The 15,634-nt window shown below is 67.0% G+C and carries 10 protein-coding genes and 6 pseudogenes; 9 read left to right on the top strand and 7 right to left on the bottom strand.

Going from position 1 to position 15,634, the window contains the following annotated elements; all coding sequences use genetic code 11:
* Positions 1 to 6: 6 nt before the first annotated feature.
* Positions 7 to 426: pseudogene (locus tag BKA16_RS22915) on the bottom strand (transposase); the annotation flags it as partial.
* A gap of 74 nt (positions 427 to 500) precedes the next feature.
* Between BKA16_RS22915 and mftC the strand changes: the two are divergent.
* The 5 genes from mftC (at position 501) to BKA16_RS22890 (ending at position 4,658) form a co-directional block, all read left to right on the top strand.
* Entirely contained in the window at positions 501 to 1,712 is a 1,212-nt protein-coding gene (gene mftC / locus BKA16_RS22910) for a mycofactocin radical SAM maturase (protein ID WP_221247659.1), read from the top strand.
* Entirely contained in the window at positions 1,709 to 2,923 is a 1,215-nt protein-coding gene (mftD, locus tag BKA16_RS22905; protein ID WP_183373308.1) for a pre-mycofactocin synthase MftD, read from the top strand. The genes mftC and mftD overlap by 4 nt, the downstream gene beginning before the upstream one ends.
* Before the next feature lie 151 nt (positions 2,924 to 3,074).
* Positions 3,075 to 3,710 carry a mycofactocin biosynthesis peptidyl-dipeptidase MftE gene (mftE, locus tag BKA16_RS22900; RefSeq protein WP_183373307.1) on the top strand — a complete coding sequence of 212 codons (636 nt, stop codon included), beginning with the start codon at positions 3,075 to 3,077 and terminating at the stop codon, positions 3,708 to 3,710.
* A 7-nt stretch (positions 3,711 to 3,717) separates the two neighbouring features.
* On the top strand, positions 3,718 to 4,440 hold the full coding sequence (locus tag BKA16_RS22895; RefSeq protein WP_183373306.1) for a mycofactocin-coupled SDR family oxidoreductase: 723 nt from the start codon (positions 3,718 to 3,720) through the stop codon (positions 4,438 to 4,440).
* Positions 4,437 to 4,658, top strand: coding sequence for a hypothetical protein (locus BKA16_RS22890; RefSeq protein ID WP_183373344.1), 222 nt, complete (start codon positions 4,437 to 4,439; stop codon positions 4,656 to 4,658). Before BKA16_RS22895 ends, BKA16_RS22890 begins: the two co-directional genes overlap by 4 nt.
* A gap of 296 nt (positions 4,659 to 4,954) precedes the next feature.
* On the opposite strand, the pseudogene BKA16_RS22885 reads toward BKA16_RS22890, so the two are convergent.
* A pseudogene (locus tag BKA16_RS22885) lies at positions 4,955 to 6,666 on the bottom strand (CocE/NonD family hydrolase).
* A gap of 385 nt (positions 6,667 to 7,051) precedes the next feature.
* On the bottom strand, positions 7,052 to 8,770 hold the full coding sequence (locus BKA16_RS22880; protein WP_183373305.1) for an AMP-binding protein: 1,719 nt from the start codon (positions 8,768 to 8,770) through the stop codon (positions 7,052 to 7,054).
* Positions 8,771 to 8,966: 196 nt separating this feature from the next.
* Here BKA16_RS22880 and BKA16_RS22875 point away from each other — a divergent pair, with 196 nt between their 5' ends.
* On the top strand, positions 8,967 to 9,791 hold the full coding sequence (locus BKA16_RS22875; protein ID WP_183373304.1) for a LuxR C-terminal-related transcriptional regulator: 825 nt from the start codon (positions 8,967 to 8,969) through the stop codon (positions 9,789 to 9,791).
* On the opposite strand, the pseudogene BKA16_RS22870 reads toward BKA16_RS22875, so the two are convergent.
* Together BKA16_RS22870 and BKA16_RS22865 are read right to left on the bottom strand one after the other, a co-directional pair.
* Positions 9,781 to 11,035, bottom strand: a pseudogene (locus BKA16_RS22870) (acetyl-CoA C-acetyltransferase). The gene BKA16_RS22875 and the pseudogene BKA16_RS22870 sit on opposite strands and share 11 nt — an antisense overlap.
* Positions 11,032 to 11,646 carry a TetR/AcrR family transcriptional regulator gene (locus tag BKA16_RS22865; protein WP_183373303.1) on the bottom strand — a complete coding sequence of 205 codons (615 nt, stop codon included), beginning with the start codon at positions 11,644 to 11,646 and terminating at the stop codon, positions 11,032 to 11,034. Before BKA16_RS22865 ends, BKA16_RS22870 begins: the two are co-directional and overlap by 4 nt.
* A 76-nt stretch (positions 11,647 to 11,722) precedes the next feature.
* Here BKA16_RS22865 and BKA16_RS23700 point away from each other — a divergent pair.
* Together BKA16_RS23700 and BKA16_RS24005 are read left to right on the top strand one after the other, a co-directional pair.
* A pseudogene (locus BKA16_RS23700) lies at positions 11,723 to 12,216 on the top strand (acyl-CoA dehydrogenase family protein); the annotation flags it as partial.
* A gap of 60 nt (positions 12,217 to 12,276) precedes the next feature.
* Positions 12,277 to 12,498, top strand: a pseudogene (locus BKA16_RS24005) (integrase core domain-containing protein); the annotation flags it as partial.
* 185 nt (positions 12,499 to 12,683) lie between these two features.
* On the opposite strand, the gene BKA16_RS22855 reads toward BKA16_RS24005, so the two are convergent.
* Together BKA16_RS22855 and BKA16_RS22850 are read right to left on the bottom strand one after the other, a co-directional pair.
* Positions 12,684 to 13,553, bottom strand: coding sequence for an enoyl-CoA hydratase/isomerase family protein (locus tag BKA16_RS22855; protein ID WP_183373302.1), 870 nt, complete (start codon positions 13,551 to 13,553; stop codon positions 12,684 to 12,686).
* A gap of 810 nt (positions 13,554 to 14,363) precedes the next feature.
* A pseudogene (locus BKA16_RS22850) lies at positions 14,364 to 14,687 on the bottom strand (AMP-binding protein); the annotation flags it as partial.
* A 96-nt stretch (positions 14,688 to 14,783) separates the two neighbouring features.
* Between BKA16_RS22850 and BKA16_RS22845 the strand changes: the two are divergent.
* On the top strand, positions 14,784 to 15,605 hold the full coding sequence (locus BKA16_RS22845; protein ID WP_183373301.1) for a FadR/GntR family transcriptional regulator: 822 nt from the start codon (positions 14,784 to 14,786) through the stop codon (positions 15,603 to 15,605).
* Positions 15,606 to 15,634 lie beyond the last annotated feature (29 nt).

Genomic DNA, 15,634 nt, shown 5'->3' with positions numbered 1-15,634 from the left:
GGTGGGTCAGGCGGTCAGTGCGGGCAGGTCGTCAGCTCCTATCTCGGGTTCGGTGGGGGCGCGAGGCTCATGCGGGAGCGGGCCAGGACGTCGAGTCCGAGGTAGCGGCGGCCTTCGGCCCATTCGTCGGTCTGCTCGGCCAGCACGGCCCCGACCAGTCGCACGATCGACTCACGGGTCGGGAAGATGCCGACGGCGTCGGTGCGTCGCCGGATCTCCTTGTGGAGTCGCTCGGTGGGGTTGTTGGACCAGATCTGGGTCCAGAGGTCCTTGGGGGTACTTGGTGAAGGCGAGGATGTCTTCGCGAGCGGCGTCGAGGTGGGTGAAGACGGCTGGCAGCTTCTCCTCGACGTAGTCGAGTAGCCGGTCGAACTGGGCCTGCACGGCGTCGGCGTCGGGCTGGTCGTAGACCGAGTGCAGCATCGAGCTGTCGTCGCAAAATGTTGACTCTCCTCGTTGGGCGGCTCCGATATGGTCCGCTCCCGCGAGGAGGTCGCCGCATGAGGCTGATCGAGCACTTCGAGCTGGGGCTGGACGCGCCCATCTGCCTGACGTGGGAGCTGACCTATGCCTGCAACCTTGAGTGCGCGCACTGCCTGTCGTCGTCGGGCCGGCGTGACCCGCGCGAGCTGACCACCGAGCAGTGCGAGGCGGTGATCGACGAGCTGCAGCGGATGCAGGTCTTCTACGTCAACATCGGCGGCGGCGAGCCGACGATCCGCCCGGACTTCTGGCACCTGCTGGAGTACGCCGTGAACCACCAGGTCGGCGTGAAGTTCTCGACCAACGGCGTCCGGCTGACGCCCGATCGCGCGGCGTTCCTGGCCTCGCCGGCCTGCGGGGGGTACGTCGACGTGCAGATCTCGCTCGACGGGGCGACGGCCGAGGTCAACGACTACGTGCGCGGCCCGGGCTCCTTCGACACCGCGATCACCGCGCTGCAGAACCTGAGGGACGCCGGCTTCGCCGACGCCAAGATCAGCGTCGTGTGCACGCGGCAGAACATCGGCCAGCTCGAGGAGTTCCAGGCGCTCGCCGACGAGTACGGCGCGACGCTGCGGCTGACCCGGCTGCGTCCGTCGGGCCGCGGTGCCGATGTCTGGGACGAGCTGCACCCGCTGCCGGAGCAGCAGCGCGAGCTCTATGACTGGCTGATGGCGAAGGGGGAGGAGGTGCTGACGGGCGATTCCTTCTTCCACCTCGCCGCCTTCGGCCCCGCCGATGGGAGCGGGGCGCTGCCCGGCCTCAACCTCTGTGGCGCCGGGCGCGTGGTCTGCCTGATCGACCCGATCGGCGACGTCTACGCGTGTCCCTTCGCGATCCACGAGGAGTTCCACGCCGGCAACCTGCTCACCGACGGTGGCTTCGGCCAGGTCTGGCGGACCTCCCCGCTCTTCGCCGACCTGCGCTCGCCGCAGACCGGCGGTGCCTGCACGAAGTGCGCGCACTACGACTCCTGCCGGGGCGGGTGCATGGCCGCCAAGTTCTTCACCGGGCTGCCGCTCGACGGCCCCGACCCCGAGTGCGTGCAGGGGTACGGCGAGGTAGCGCTCGGCCAGCTGATCGAGCAGGGTGCGCGGACCATCCCGGCCGCGTCGCATGACCACTCCAAGGCCGCGCCGACCCGCAACCAGCCGGTGATGCTCCAGCTCATGACCCGTCCTCCGGTGAGTGACTGCGCGGAGAGCCCGCTCGCGGGGTTCGTCCCGTGAGCCGCTTCGAGAATCCCTGGAAGCAGAACCCCTGGTTCGAGTCGGTCGCCGTCGCCCAGCGGCGCGCGCAGAAGCGCCTGCCGGCTCCGGTGTACGGCGCGCTCGTGGCCGGGTCGGAGCGCGGCCAGACGGTCGCCGACAACCAGACGGCCTTCGCCGAGATCGGGCTGCTGCCCCACGTCGCGGGCCACCACGCCGACCGCGACCTGACGCGCATCGTGCTCGGGCACGAGGTGTCCCTGCCCGTGCTGATCAGCCCGACCGGCGTACAGGCGGTGCACCCCGACGGCGAGGTCGCCGTCGCCCGCGCCGCGAACAACCGCGGCACGCTGATGGGGCTGTCGAACTTCGCGTCGAAGCCGGTCGAGGAGGTCGTCGAGGCCTGCCCGCGCACGCTCTTCCAGATGTACTGGACCGGCGACCGCGACGTGATGGTGCAGCGCATGGAGCGCGCCCACAAGGCCGGCGCGATCGGCCTGATCGCCACGCTGGACTGGTCGTTCTCGATGGGGCGTGACTGGGGCTCGCCCGAGATCCCCGAGAAGGTCGACCTCAAGACGATGGTGCGGATGGCGCCCAAGGTCGCCACCAAGCCGCGCTGGCTCTACCAGTTCGGCCAAGAATTTCGCAGGACCGGGCAGATCCCCGACCTGACCGCTCCCAACCTCGCGCCGCCCGGCGCGACCACCGGCCCGACCTTCTTCGGCGCCTACTACGAGTGGATGACCACGCCGCCGCCGTCGTGGGACGACGTCGCCTGGATGCGCCAGCAGTGGGCCGACATCAGCGGCACGCCCTTCGTCCTCAAGGGCGTCTCGCGCGTCGACGACGCGAAGCGTGCCGTCGACGCCGGCGTCGCGGCCATCTCGGTCTCCAACCACGGCGGCAACAACCTCGACGGCACCCCGGCCGCGATCCGCCTCCTGCACCCGATCGCCTCGGCGGTCGGTGACCAGGTCGAGGTGCTGATGGACGGCGGCGTACGACGTGGCTCCGACGTCGTCAAGGCGCTCGCCCTGGGCGCCCGTGCGGTGCTGATCGGGCGTGCCTACCTGTGGGGCCTGGCGGCCAACGGCCAGGCGGGCGTGGAGAACGTGCTCGACGTGCTCCGCGGCGGCATCGACTCCGCCCTGCTCGGCCTGGGGCTCTCGTCGGTCGACGAGCTCACGCCCGAGACCCTGCTGGTGCCCGAGGGCTTCCACCGGTCATGAGGATCCGTGTGGCGGTGAGCAGGCAACCATCATGCGTCGCGACTCGGTTGCTGGCTCACCGCTGCCCGGGGCCGATGCCGTGTGGCGGTGAGCAGGCAACCTTCCTGCGTTGCGATTCGGTTGCTGGCTCACCGCTGCCCGGGATCGCACCATGACCCGACTGGCCGACGCCACGTCGCCGGAGACGGCCGGTGCCGGGCTGGTGCTGGTGCCGCTCGGCAGCACCGAGCAGCACGGGCCGCACCTGCCTCTCGACACCGACACGGCGATCGCGGTCGCGGTGGCCGAGGGAGTCGCTGCGGAGGTGGGCGACACCTGGGTGGCGCCGGCGATCAGCTACGGGTCGAGCGGCGAGCACCAGTCCTTCGCCGGCACGGCGTCGATCGGCACCGAGGCGTTGACCCACCAGGTGGTCGAGCTCGTCCGGTCGCTGCGCACCTGGGCCGGCCGGGTCGTCGTGGTCAATGCCCACGGCGGCAACGTCACCGCGCTCAACGCCTCCGACGAGATCGAGTGGGTCCCCTGCGCGACCGAGGAGGTGGACCTCCACGCCGGCCTCACCGAGACCAGCCTGATGCTCCACCTGCGCCCGCAGTCGGTCCGACTCGACCGGGCCGAGGCCGGCAACACCCAGCCGTTGAGCGAGATCCTGCCCGCGATGATGACCGGCGGCGTCGAGGCCGTGTCAGCCAACGGCGTGCTCGGCGATCCGACCGGGGCATCCGCCGCCGAGGGCGCACGGGTGCTGAAGGCGATGGTCGCCGACGTCCTCCGGAGGCTGGGGTGAGGACGGGGTGAGGGTCGCTCTCGTCACCGGCGCGGCCGGCGGCATCGGTACGGCGACGGTCCGGCGCCTCGCCGGTCAGGGGTACGCCGTCGTGGGCGTCGATCTCCGCGACGCAACGCCCCCGGAGGGCAGTGCCCATCTGGTCGCCGACGTGCGCGACCGGGGCGGACTCCAGGAGGCGGTCGACCTGGCGCTCGAGCGCTGGGGTCGCCTCGACGTGGCGGTCGCCGCGGCCGCGGTCATCCGTGGTGGGCAGCCGTTGTGGGAGGCGCCCGACGACGAGACCCAGGAGATGTGGGACGTCGACGTGCGCGGGGTCTGGCACACCGCGGCCGTCGCCGTGCCGGCGATGCTCGCGGGACCGGACCCGAGCGGGTGCCGCTTCGTGGCCGTCGCGTCCGCGGCCGCGTCGTACGGTCTCTTCCACCTGGCCGGCTACAACGCCGCCAAGCACGCGGTGGTCGGGGTCGTGAAGGGGCTTGCGGCCGACCTCGTCGGCACCGGCGTCACCGCCGTCGCCGTCTCGCCGGGCTCGACCAACACTCCGATGCTCGACGCGACCGCTGAGCTCTACGGCATCTCCGACCCGGTCTCCTTCGCCAGCAACCAGCTGCTGCGCCGCGTGCTCGACCCCGACGAGGTCGCCGCCACCATCGCCTTCTGCTGCTCGCCCGACGCGGCCGCGCTCAACGGCAGCGTGGTCAGCGCCGACGGCGGCTTCCGGCCATGACGGGACTGCCGGCGGGCTTCCGGGTGCGCGTCGGCGAGGGCGTCCGGGTCCACGACGGTGGCCGCACCCTGGTCGGCGGCTCGCCGCTGCGGGTGCTGCGCCTCAAGGAGCCGGCGCCCGCGCTCGCCCGCGGCGATGTCCGCGACAGCTTCGCCCGAGGCTCGGCGGCCTTGGTGGTGTCCTGTCGCCACACGTGGCCGCAGCCGCTGCACCGGTAGCGGCGCTCCGGGAGGCTCTTCGTCTTGCTCCTGCGTGGGTTCGGTGACCAGGTCCGGACCGGCGCCACCGCGTTCGCCGAGGCATTTGCCGTGCAGTGCGACGTGGCTACTGGGGCTGACCAGCAATGCAGCGACGCGTCCGCGCCGCATACGGCAGACTTCGAGCGAGCTTCGGCGACTCTTCGTCGGCGCATGGCGGCTCGCAGCGCCACGTCCGTAAACAGGACGTGGAGTTCGCCCTGAGAATCCTCTACGCCGACCGCGTTCCCGGATAGACCCGATACAGTTGGAACGCTCTACCGGCGAGTCCGATCGATGATCGGTAGTATGAGCCGACTGGGGCGACCGGGTCCGTGCAAGACCGCATTGCGAGCGACGAGCGCTTCGTTGAGTTTCTCCGCGGCGCCGACTCGACCCGTGTTGGTGTTGCGGTCGTAGCGGGGGAAGTTGCTGCTGGATACTTCCAGCCGGAGCTGGTGGCCAGGCAGGAAGACGTTCGAGGTCACGCCCAGATCAAGGGCTAACTCGTAGGTGCGCCCGGGCTCTAGATGCTGTGGCTCGGACAACGAGTCTCGGTACTTGGCCCGCAGTACGCCGTCGGTGAGGTAGAGCGCTCGACCGTCGGGATAGACATCGACCAGCTTTCCGGTGAAGTCGGTGTCGAGGGCCGAAGACGTTGCATGGAGGATCAGCCGCACGTGTCCGGTTACCTCGACTGCCTCTTCCAGCGGGCCAGTGGAGTAGCACAGGACGTCGGGACGCTCCTCGATCGGACGTTGGTCGACCGGGCCGGCTCCGTGAGCGGCGGCCGGCAGGAGGAGGCGACCTCCCATGCTCGGAACCGGGTCACGTGGGTCGTATTCGTAGTTGTCGACGCCAGCGATCGGCGATGCCGCACGGCTCAACGTGCCGCCGCCGGTCTCTGGGTGAGCGCGACCATCCCCGCCGAGGAAATAGTCGGTGTACGTCGTGTCGGGGAGGGGCCAATCTTGCTCGTCGCGCCATTGATCGATCCCCATCACGAAGATCCGCACCGGCGCGGTGCCGTCGAGCGCTCCGACATCGCCGCGAAGCCATCGGTCGAAGAATTTCAAATACGTGCTGGTCAAGTCCAAGGCCTCCGCGTTGCCGAGGAGTCCGAACTGTCGGTCGGGGTAGACGCCGCTGAAGTTGAGATGGTCCCACGGCCCCATGATCAGTCGCTGCCCGTCCCTGGCCTCGGCGCCGGCGGCCCGAGAGCGCATCTGGCTGAACGTGGCGGTGGTGTCGTGGGCAAAAATGTCAAACCATCCCCCCACGTGCAAGGCCGGCACACTGATCTCGTCGAGGTGCTCGACGACGGCCAGATGCCGCCAGTAGTCATCCCGGTCGGCGTGGCCGACCATGTCCGGCCACCAGGGCAGCTGCCGGACGAGCGCCTCCTGGTCATAGGCTGGGCTGTGCTGCAGGTGCGGCTCGGGATCGGCCAGCATCCCCAGCACAGTGCTCAGTAGTTCGGAGTTCTGGCCACCGCGTGCCATTGCGCGAGCGCCGTCGGCCAGCGCCATTGTCGTCGCCCACCACCAGACGGTCTGCCACGACAAGGCGCCCCCAGGGGAGTACCAAGGTGCGTTGTAGTAGTCGGTGCTGGTCACCATCGGCACCATGGCGTTGAGCCCGGGGGGCGTTGGGAGGCCGTCGCCCATTGCGTGAACCCCAGGTACGACGGCCCGAAAGTGCCGACCGTTCCGTTGCACCACGGCTGTTCTCGGATCCACTCGACAGCGTCTGTGCCATCGGAAGGCTCGTCGACCATGGGTGTGAAGATCCCGGAGGATCCGAAGGTCCCTCGGCAGTCTTGCCAGACTAGCGCGTATCCGGCCTCCAGCGCCGCGAAGAAGCTCGGGAGGAGGGGGTGGCCAAGGACCGGCACGGTGTGCTTGCCGTACGGGGTACGCACGAGCAGCACAGGGGCCGGGGCATCGTCGGGGATCCAGATGTCGGTGCTCAGCTTCGTGCCATCCCGCATCGCGACCTGGACGTCGAGTTCGAGGCGAACCATCACTGATTCCTCCTGCCGCTCGCAACGAGCAGCTGACGTTCCTGCGGGCGTCGTGGACACCCGGGCAGCACCGGGATGCATCTCATACGTCCAGATACATAGAGCGCCGTATGTGAGTCGTGGCCGGAGTAGGTCATCACAGGTCTCCGAAAATAGCTGAGGGACTTCCTGAACGATCTCCCTGTTGGCCTGTTCCTGGTCGCTTCACGTAAGCCGCTTTTCTCTGTGTCAGGAATATGAACCGCCACCGGAAGGGCGGCCTGTCTAGAGTGACGGAGATCAGGCTGACTCCATCTTCCACCGGGCCTGCACCCGCGTTTTCGGGAGAGAGCCTCATTGCGGGGAGAGAGATTCAGCGGCGAAGGTCGAAGTCCTCGTCCCGATATTCGCCAGCAGGTCGGCGGTCGGTGATGTGCTGCTCACGCTGGCGCAGTTCCACCCGCCGGATCTTGCCGGAGATGGTCTTGGGCAGGTCGTAGAACTCGATCCGCCGGATGCGCAGGTAGGGAGGCAGCCGCTCGCGGGCAAAGGCGAGGATCTCGCGCGCGGTCTCCGGCCCGGGCTCGTGTCCGGGCGCCAGGGAGACGTAGGCCTTCGGGATCGCGAGCCGAACCGCGTCGGGGGCGGGCACGATGGCCGCTTCGGCGACCGCCGGATGCTCGATGAGCACCGACTCCAACTCGAAGGGACTGACCTTGTAGTCGCTGGCCTTGAAGACGTCGTCGGTGCGGCCGACGTAGGTGATGTAGCCGTCTTCGTCACGAGAGGCGACGTCGCCGGTGTGGTAGTAGCCGCCCTCCATGGCAAGGGCGTTGCGGGTCTCATCGCCCTGGTAGCCGGTCATCAGGGTGAGCGGGTGATGGGCGAGGTCGAGGCAGATCTCGCCCTCGCCGACGCCCTCGACGAGAGTGCGGTCGGTGGGGTCGACCAGGACGACGGGCACGCCGGGCAGCGGGCGGCCCATCGAGCCGGCCTTGACGATCTGGCCCGGGGTGTTGGCGATCGTGGCGGTGCACTCCGTCTGGCCGAAGCCGTCGCGGATGGTAAGGCCCCAGTTCTTCTCGACCTGATGGATGACCTCCGGGTTGAGCGGCTCGCCCGCGCCGATCGCCTCGCGCAGGGCGCGGGGGCGGCCCGCGGACAGGTCGGCGTTGATCAGCATGCGCCACACCGTCGGCGGGGCGCAGAAGGTCGTGACCGCCTCGGCGTCGAGCTGGTGCAGGAGTGCTCCGGCGTCGAAGCGGGCGTAGTTGTAGACGAGGGTCGTCGCCTCGGCGAGCCAGGGAGCGAAGAAGTTCGACCAGGCGTGCTTGGCCCAGCCCGGCGAGGAGATGTTTAGGTGGACGTCGCCAGGCTCGAGCCCCAGCCAGTACATCGTGGACAGATGCCCGACCGGATAGGAGAGGTGAGTGTGCTCGACCAGCTTCGGCCGCGACGTGGTGCCTGAGGTGAAGTACAACAGCAGCCGGTCGGTGGAGGCGTTCCCCGGGTGCTCGATCGGCGTCGCGGGCCGGTCGTGGGCCGCGGCGTACCGCTCCCAGCCCTTGGCCTCGCCGACCGCGATCCTCAGGTAGTCCCCGGGCAACTCGGCGAACTTGTTGGTGTCGGCGGCGTTGCAGATCACCGCCTTGGCTGCGCCGCGCTCGAGCCGGTCGACGAGGTCGGCGGGACCGACGGCGGTGGTCGTGGGCATGACCACCGCGCCCAGCCGGATCACCGCCAGCATCGACTCCCACAGCTCGACCTGGTTGCCCAGCATCACCACCACGCTGTCGCCCCGGCCGACGCCGAGCCCGCGCAGGTGGGCGGCCACCTGGGTGGACCGCGTGGCCATTTCGTCGAAGGTGTACGACGCCCGCGAGCCGTCCTCCTCGACGATCACGAGAGCCGGGCCGGTGTTCCCGATGGCGTAGGCGTCGAACCAATCGTGGGCGAAGTTGAACCTCTCGCCCACGGCCGGCCAGGAGAACTGGCTCACAGCGTCGTCGTAGGACGAGCGCAAGGTGACCAGCAGGTCGCGCGCAGCGTGCAGTGCGGTCGTGGCCGCGTTGCCGGACTCGGTGTTGAACATGCATCGCCTCTCGTCGTTCGAGCGCCCGCGGGCGCCCCACAAAGACAGTGTGACGGCCGGCACAGAGACACGGCACCCTCCAAGGAGGGGGTGGGCGGCGAGCGACCCGGCTCACACGAAACTTCGAGGGTCTGTAGTTGTAGGATCGACGCCAGGTCCAGGGGAGGATGCGAGGTAGCGGTGAAGGGAGGATGTCGTGGGCGCCGGTGAGTCGTCGCAGCTTCTGGGCGGCGCCCTTGCGCGGCTTCGGCGGCGGTCGGGCGTCTCGGTGGCTTTCGGAGGTCCGGTCGGGCCTGGAGGGGATCTGATCCTGGAGCGCTTCGACGGCCCGACCGTCGGCGCACTCGCCGGCCTGGCGGTGAGCCTTGGCGAAGGCCTGGGCGGGAAGGTGGTAGCCCTGCGCCGTACGGCGGCGGTCAAGAACTACTTCGATACCGACGCGATCACCCACCGCTACGACCGACTGATTCGTGCCGAGGGGTTCCGATCGGTGGTGGCGAGCCCGGTGATCGTTCATCGGCGAACGATCGCGGTGATCTACGGCGCCTACCGTAGTGACGAGGTCGCCGGAGGTCGGGTCCAGGACGCGATCACTCAGGAGACTCGTGCGCTGGAGCAGCAGCTCGTCGTGCACGAGGCGCTGGCCGGAGCGACGCGAGGCCGCTCGACGGCCGAGGCGGAGAGCGCGGGCCTGCGCGAGCAGCTCCGTGCGGCCGATGCCGGGCTTCGCCGACTGGCGGCGTCGGCCGACGATCCGGCTCTGCGGGGCGAGATCGACCGCATCATCCGAGGCCTCGCCGCAGCCCCTGCAGGTGACGCCGTCGCAGCGCGAGTGACCACGCGTGAGGCCGACGTGCTAAGCCTCGCGGGCCAGGGCCTGACGAACGCCCGGATCGCCGAGGCGCTCGGGCTCACTGTGTACACCGTCAAGAGTTACATGAAGTCGGCGATGTCGAAGCTCGGCGCCGTCTCGCGCCTGGAGGCGATCGTGATCGCGCGTCGCGCCGGTGTCATCGCCTGACCCGGCCTGCGGCTCTGGTGCCGGGCACTCGGATGATCAAGGCGTCGCCCTGCCCGCCGCCTCCACAAAGCGCGGCCCCACCGATACCGCCGCCCCGGCGGCGGAGCTCGTGGGCGAGAGTCAGCACGATTCGAGCGCCGGACATGCCCACGGGGTGCCCCAGCGCGATGGCCCCGCCGTTGACGTTGACCTTCTCGGGGTCGATGCCCAGCTCCTTCGTGGATTGGACGCCGACGGCGGCGAACGCCTCGTTGAGCTCGACGAGGTCGAGGTCGGCCACCTCGAGCCCCTCGAGGGTAAGGGCGCGCCGCAGCGCGTTGGCGGGCTGGGGCTGCAGCGAGGAGTCGGGCCCGGCGACCTGGCCGGAAGCGCCGATCTCGGCGATCCAGGTCAGGCCCAGCCCCTCGGCATTGGCCCTGCTCATCACCACCACGGCGGCGGCGCCGTCGGAGATCTGCGAGGAGGAGCCCGCGGTCACGGTGCCGCGCGGGTCGAAGGCCGGCCGCAGCGCAGCGAGGGTCTCGACAGTCGTCTCAGGACGGACGCCTTCGTCGGCGGTGATCTCGACGCTACCCGCGCGCCCCGGCACGCTGACAGGGATGATCTCCTCCTCGAAGAGCCCGTTCGTGATCGCCCGCGCCGCGCGCTGGTGGCTGCGCGCAGCGAACGCGTCCTGCTCCTCGCGGGTCAGGCCGTCGGAGAGGCGGTTGCGCTCCTCGGTGAGCAGTCCCATGGACTGGCTGGTGAACTGGTCGAAGAGTGCGTCGTGCGGCATCGAGTCGACCAGCTTGGCATCGCCGTACTTCACTCCGGTGCGTCCGGTGGGGAGTAGGTGGGGGGAGCGGCTCATCGACTCCATTCCACCGGCTACGACAATCTCGTGGACGCCGAGGCGGATCAGCTGGTCGGCCAAGGCGATGGCGTTCAATCCGGAGAGGCATACCTTGTTGATGGTGAGCGCGGGGACGCTCATGGGTACGCCGCCCTTGACGGCGGCTAGTCGGGCGGTGATCTGTCCGGTCCCTGCCTGGATGACGTGTCCCATGATGACGTAGTCGACCTGTTTCGCCGGAGATTCCCGCTTTGGCCAGGGCGCCGCGGATGGCGACCCCGCCCAGGTCGACAGCGGGGACGTCCCTGAGTGCGCCGAGGAGTCGTCTGATGGGGGTGCGGGCTCCGGCGACAATGACCGAGCCGCGGGCGGCGCCGGTGCTGGGGGTGGTGGTGGAGGTGCTTTCGGTCATGGCTGTCTCTCTTCCGGTGACGGCTCAGCGACGGGTGCTCCGGCGACGCCGGAGACGATGAGGTGGGCCAGTGCGCGATAGGCCGCGGCGTCGTCGAGGCCGGTGAGCCCGCGCATGCGGCCCTGCTGGATGGAGGACATGACGTGTGCCGCGACAGCGCCGACGAAGGCGGCGTCGACGGGGCGTCCCGGCCGCTCGGCGTCGCGGACCAGCTCCTGGACCCGGCGGGCGGCGATCTCGACGTTGCGTGAATAGATCTCACGGGTGGGTGCGAAGGCGTCGACATCGGCGTAGAACAGCGCGGAGGCTGGGGCCAGCTCTGCCGCGATGGCGTCGAGGTAGGCCGATATCCGGTCGGTGGGCTCGTCGGCGGCTGCCAGGCTGGTCTCGACACGCTCGGTCGAGCGGCGGAAGAAGGCGCGCGTCACTACGGTGATGAGCTGTTCCTTGCTCGGCGCGATCGCGTACAGCGTCGACTTCGAGCATTGCAGTCTGCCCGCGAGGTCCTCGAGGCTGGAGCTGCTGAAGCCCTCGGCGAGGAAGATCTCGATCAGGCCGTACAGCAGCTCGTCGCGACGAGTGGAGCGGCGGGGGCCAAGGGTGGTCTCCATGCCTGGCCGACAGTACTGTAATCCGTACTGTAGTGTGAGCTATAGTACTGATGTCGACTATGGAGAAGGAGAAGTTCTGCCCGTTACCCGCCTGATGCCGACGCCGGAGTCGGCGGAGCTGATGGAACTGACCCGGAGCATCGTCGACAAGGAACTCCAGCCGCTCGTGAACGAGGCCGAGCGGAGCCACACCTTTCCCCGAGAGGTCTTCCGGACCCTGGGCCGAGCGGGCCTGCTGGGGCTGCCCTATCCGGATGAGTATGGCGGGGGCGAGCAGCCTTACGAGCTCTATCTTCAAGTGGTCGAGGAGATTGCCTCGGCGTGGGCGGCGATCGGCGTCGGCACCAGCGTGCACGCGCTGAGTTGCTTCGGGCTCTTCCACGCCGGGACCGAGGAGCAGAGGCGGCGGTGGCTGCCCGACATGCTCGGTGGGGAGCTGCTCGGCGCCTACTGCTTTCCGAGGCCCATGCCGGCTCGGACCCGGCGGCGATAAGGACGCGCGCGGTCCGCGACGGCGACGAATACGTCATCACCGGGGCGAAGGCATGGACAACCCACGGCGGCGAAGCCCGTGCGACCCCCAATCTCCCACACGCACGATCATCCACGGAAATCTGGCGGTCATCGGTGGGGATCTCCTACATTCCACCCGGCACACCGTGGAACAACGGGTTCATCGAGTCGTTCAACAACCGGCTGCGCGACGAGTGCCTGAACCGCAACTGCTGGCCCACTCTGCTCGAGGCCCGCGTGGTCATCGACGACTTCAAGGACGACCACAACCACCGACACCGACACTCAGCGCTGGGCTACCAAACCCCCGCCGGGTACGCTGCCGGATGCACCCACAGACACCTGCCAGTCTACTTCCCGGTACGCAAGATCTTTGAACGCTACTTGGCTCGACTGCCTATGATTATCGCCCAGATCATCCAGGGCAAGGATAAGCCAAATCGAAGGTGGATCTGCGAGCTACGACTGTCGCATGGTTTGGCAGACCTAGCCCTGGATGATCTGGGCGGTGAGAAGATTTCCAGTTAGGCGAGACTAGTGGAGGCCTTTCCGCCACTTCCCTGGTGATGAAGGAAGTTAATCCATTCATACGCTGATGAAGAGTCGAGTGTCAAATTAATCTGTTCCGCAACTCTGCGTTTGACGACACGTTTTGTCATCGCGAGCGCATACGCGGATTTAGACAGCAGTTGCTGCACCATCTCGTCAACAATATCGTCGAGTTGGTCCTGAGGAACGGCATAGTTGATGCATCCCATTCTTTCCAGCTCTTTAGCGGTGTAGGGTTTGGCGAGTAGTAAGTATTCCATCGCTTTGGCGGGGAACATGTGCATGGGGACTAGGCTAGCTCCGCCGTCTCCGGGGACCGTATCGAATCCAAGAGAATCTTTGAGATCCATGTGAACATCAATTACGACTGCGTCCTCCCGCGCGACAATCAAGTCGCAGCCAAACATTATGGTTTGCGGGAGGCCGCTAACATCGCCATTCACTTTTGCGATTACAGGCTTCTCGATCTCGGCGAGTGCATTGTGAAGAATGCGGACACCGTGAAATGGCTTCCAGAGATAGTCTGGAAGAGTGACGCCCTCACTGTCGTCTGCGACGGCATCTTCTTTCCGGAAGTCTTCAATGACGGATTCGCTAAATGGCGGCGCGGGTAGATGCCAAGGCTTTCCATCCTCTATTCCTGTTATTACGACCACCCGAACTGAGTGGTCTTCGCGAAGTCGCGAGAGTGCCCGTCCAAGATCGAAGTGGATTTCTGCGGGAGACCCCGAATCGTTTAGTTGGATAATGCGGTCAAGCCCGATAAGGCGGATTGTTGCAACGGAGTTTTCAATCTGGACATTGACTGCCTCGAAATCCGCATATTGAGGATGTGTCTTCTGCATGGTTACCCTTCCCGTAAACTTCATTGATTGGCAGGCTCTGGGTCGTAAGCCCTCGACAAACTGTGTTGTCCGTTACATGGTGTTACAACCTTGGTGCGATCGGTACCCTCTAAAGAGGGGGGTGTAGCCGGGCCATCAGCAGCCCGTCGTCGAGATCGACTGATCGACTGCAAGAAGGAACTGGCTCCAGAACGGCCTGGCCCGGCTATCGGGGACCTGCCAGGGGTCGTGCCGACGTATGCGTCTCGGAACCGAGGTCCGCCTACCTTGGCAATCACGGGATTCGCCACGGACGCGACCGGCCAGCCACTGTCCGGCACAGACGCTGACAGAAGCAGCCGCTGGCGAGCCCGCACCTACCCCTGACGCCACCCGCATCTACCTGACTCGTCCTCGACCGCACCAACCCGCTCGATGCGAGCTCAGGAGAATGTCCGCGCGACCAACGTTTGTTCACCCGCCCGACAGAGAAAGAGACCGCGACATATGCCCGCAGTGGAAAAAGCCTGTGTGCGGCTTCTGCCTCCATCACTGTCTCGTCGAGCGAATACTCGTTACGTCACATGTGACGTAACGAGTGGACTGTCGGCGGCGAGGTTCGACACCCGTCGAGCCGGGCTATGGGCGGCCGCCCAGGCAGGGTCCAACGGACGGTCAGCCGTGACGGCGACGGTCACTCTCATGTCTTCTCGGAATCGATGCCGAGTTCGGACAACTCTCAGTTTGTCCTGGATTACTCTCAACTAGTCCTGAATCGGACAGGACAGCAGCGTTACGTCACTGGTGACGAAATAAGTTGCAGGCCAACCGGGCTCCGGAGTGTTCGACGATGAAGCTGATCTCATCAGGTCGGAGCCGGAAGTTGATCGGCACCAGCACCCGATCCCACCCGCTGACGCCGTAGAACGATGTGAGCAGTCGGGTCGAGTTGTGGCTGACGATCGCGACACGCTCACCGGCTGCGATGTCTAGTTCGTCTAGTATGGCCGCCTGGCGCCGCGCGAGGTCGGCGATGTCGGCGTAGGTCAACTCGCCCTGACTGCCGGCGGGCTGGACAGGCTCATCGACCGCGCCTACCCGGCGCGGGTACACGGCTGCGGCCCGCTCTAGGAAGTCGGTCACGCTGAACGGCACAACATACCTCGGGTTATCGAAGCGTTCTTCTCGCCCGCTAAGTATCCTGGTCACCAAAAGTCTTCTGTCGGGGTTGTCAAGGAAGGACCGAGAGTCATGCAGCGCAAGGTGAGTGACGAAATTATCGAGAGTCTTCGACGGGACATCAGCACCGGAAAACTCGCCGCGGGGACGCGTTTGCCCACCGAGAAAGAGCTCGCCCGCCAGTTCGACGTCAGCCAACCGACGATGCGCGAGGTGGTCCGGGTCCTAGACGCGATGGGGCTGATTGAGGTCCGCCACGGCAGCGGTGCCTGGGTTCGCGGAGACGGTGGTCGCTTCTTGCGTGCGAGCCTGGAGACAATGCTTCAACTCGAAAACGTTAGTATTCTGCAGGTTTTGGACGTGCGAGGCGTTCTCGGGAGCGATTCAGCAGAGCGCGCAGCGACCACCGCGACGCAGACCGATCTCGATGCCATTGCAGCCGCGTATGAGCGGCTGGACGCGATCGGCACACTCGACTCCATCGACGCGTTAATTGACGCGATCGGTGGGTTCCAGGTGGCGGTGGCCCAAGCCGCACACAATCCCTTGCAATCCCAACTTGAACACTTCTTGATCGACATCCTTCTGCATCTGCAGCTCAAAGTGATGCGGGAGCGAGGTGTAAGTTCATGGCAGAAGCGAGCGCGTAAGTTTCAATCCGATCGCAAGGCGATCGCCAAGGCTATAGCTGCGCACGATCCCGTTGCGGCGCGCACCGCCATGGCTGCCTACCTCACTCATCAGCGGACGACCTTCCTCGACGACCAGGAACTGGCCCAGCTGCGTCTGGCCGACCCGCTTGCCGTGGCTATCGCCAGCGAGCTTCGCTACTCCAACCACACCCGCACCAATGGTCGGTCGAACGCACCGGTAGATCGGGCGTCGGCGATGTAATGAGTGCATCGCCCGGCGGGTATCTAGTG

The sequence above is a fragment of the Gordonia humi genome (assembly GCF_014197435.1).
Taxonomy (GTDB): Bacteria; Actinomycetota; Actinomycetes; order Mycobacteriales; family Mycobacteriaceae; genus Gordonia; species Gordonia humi.
The sequence above is the reverse complement of the archived record's forward strand: the minus strand, read 5'-3'. Positions and strand labels throughout refer to the sequence as shown.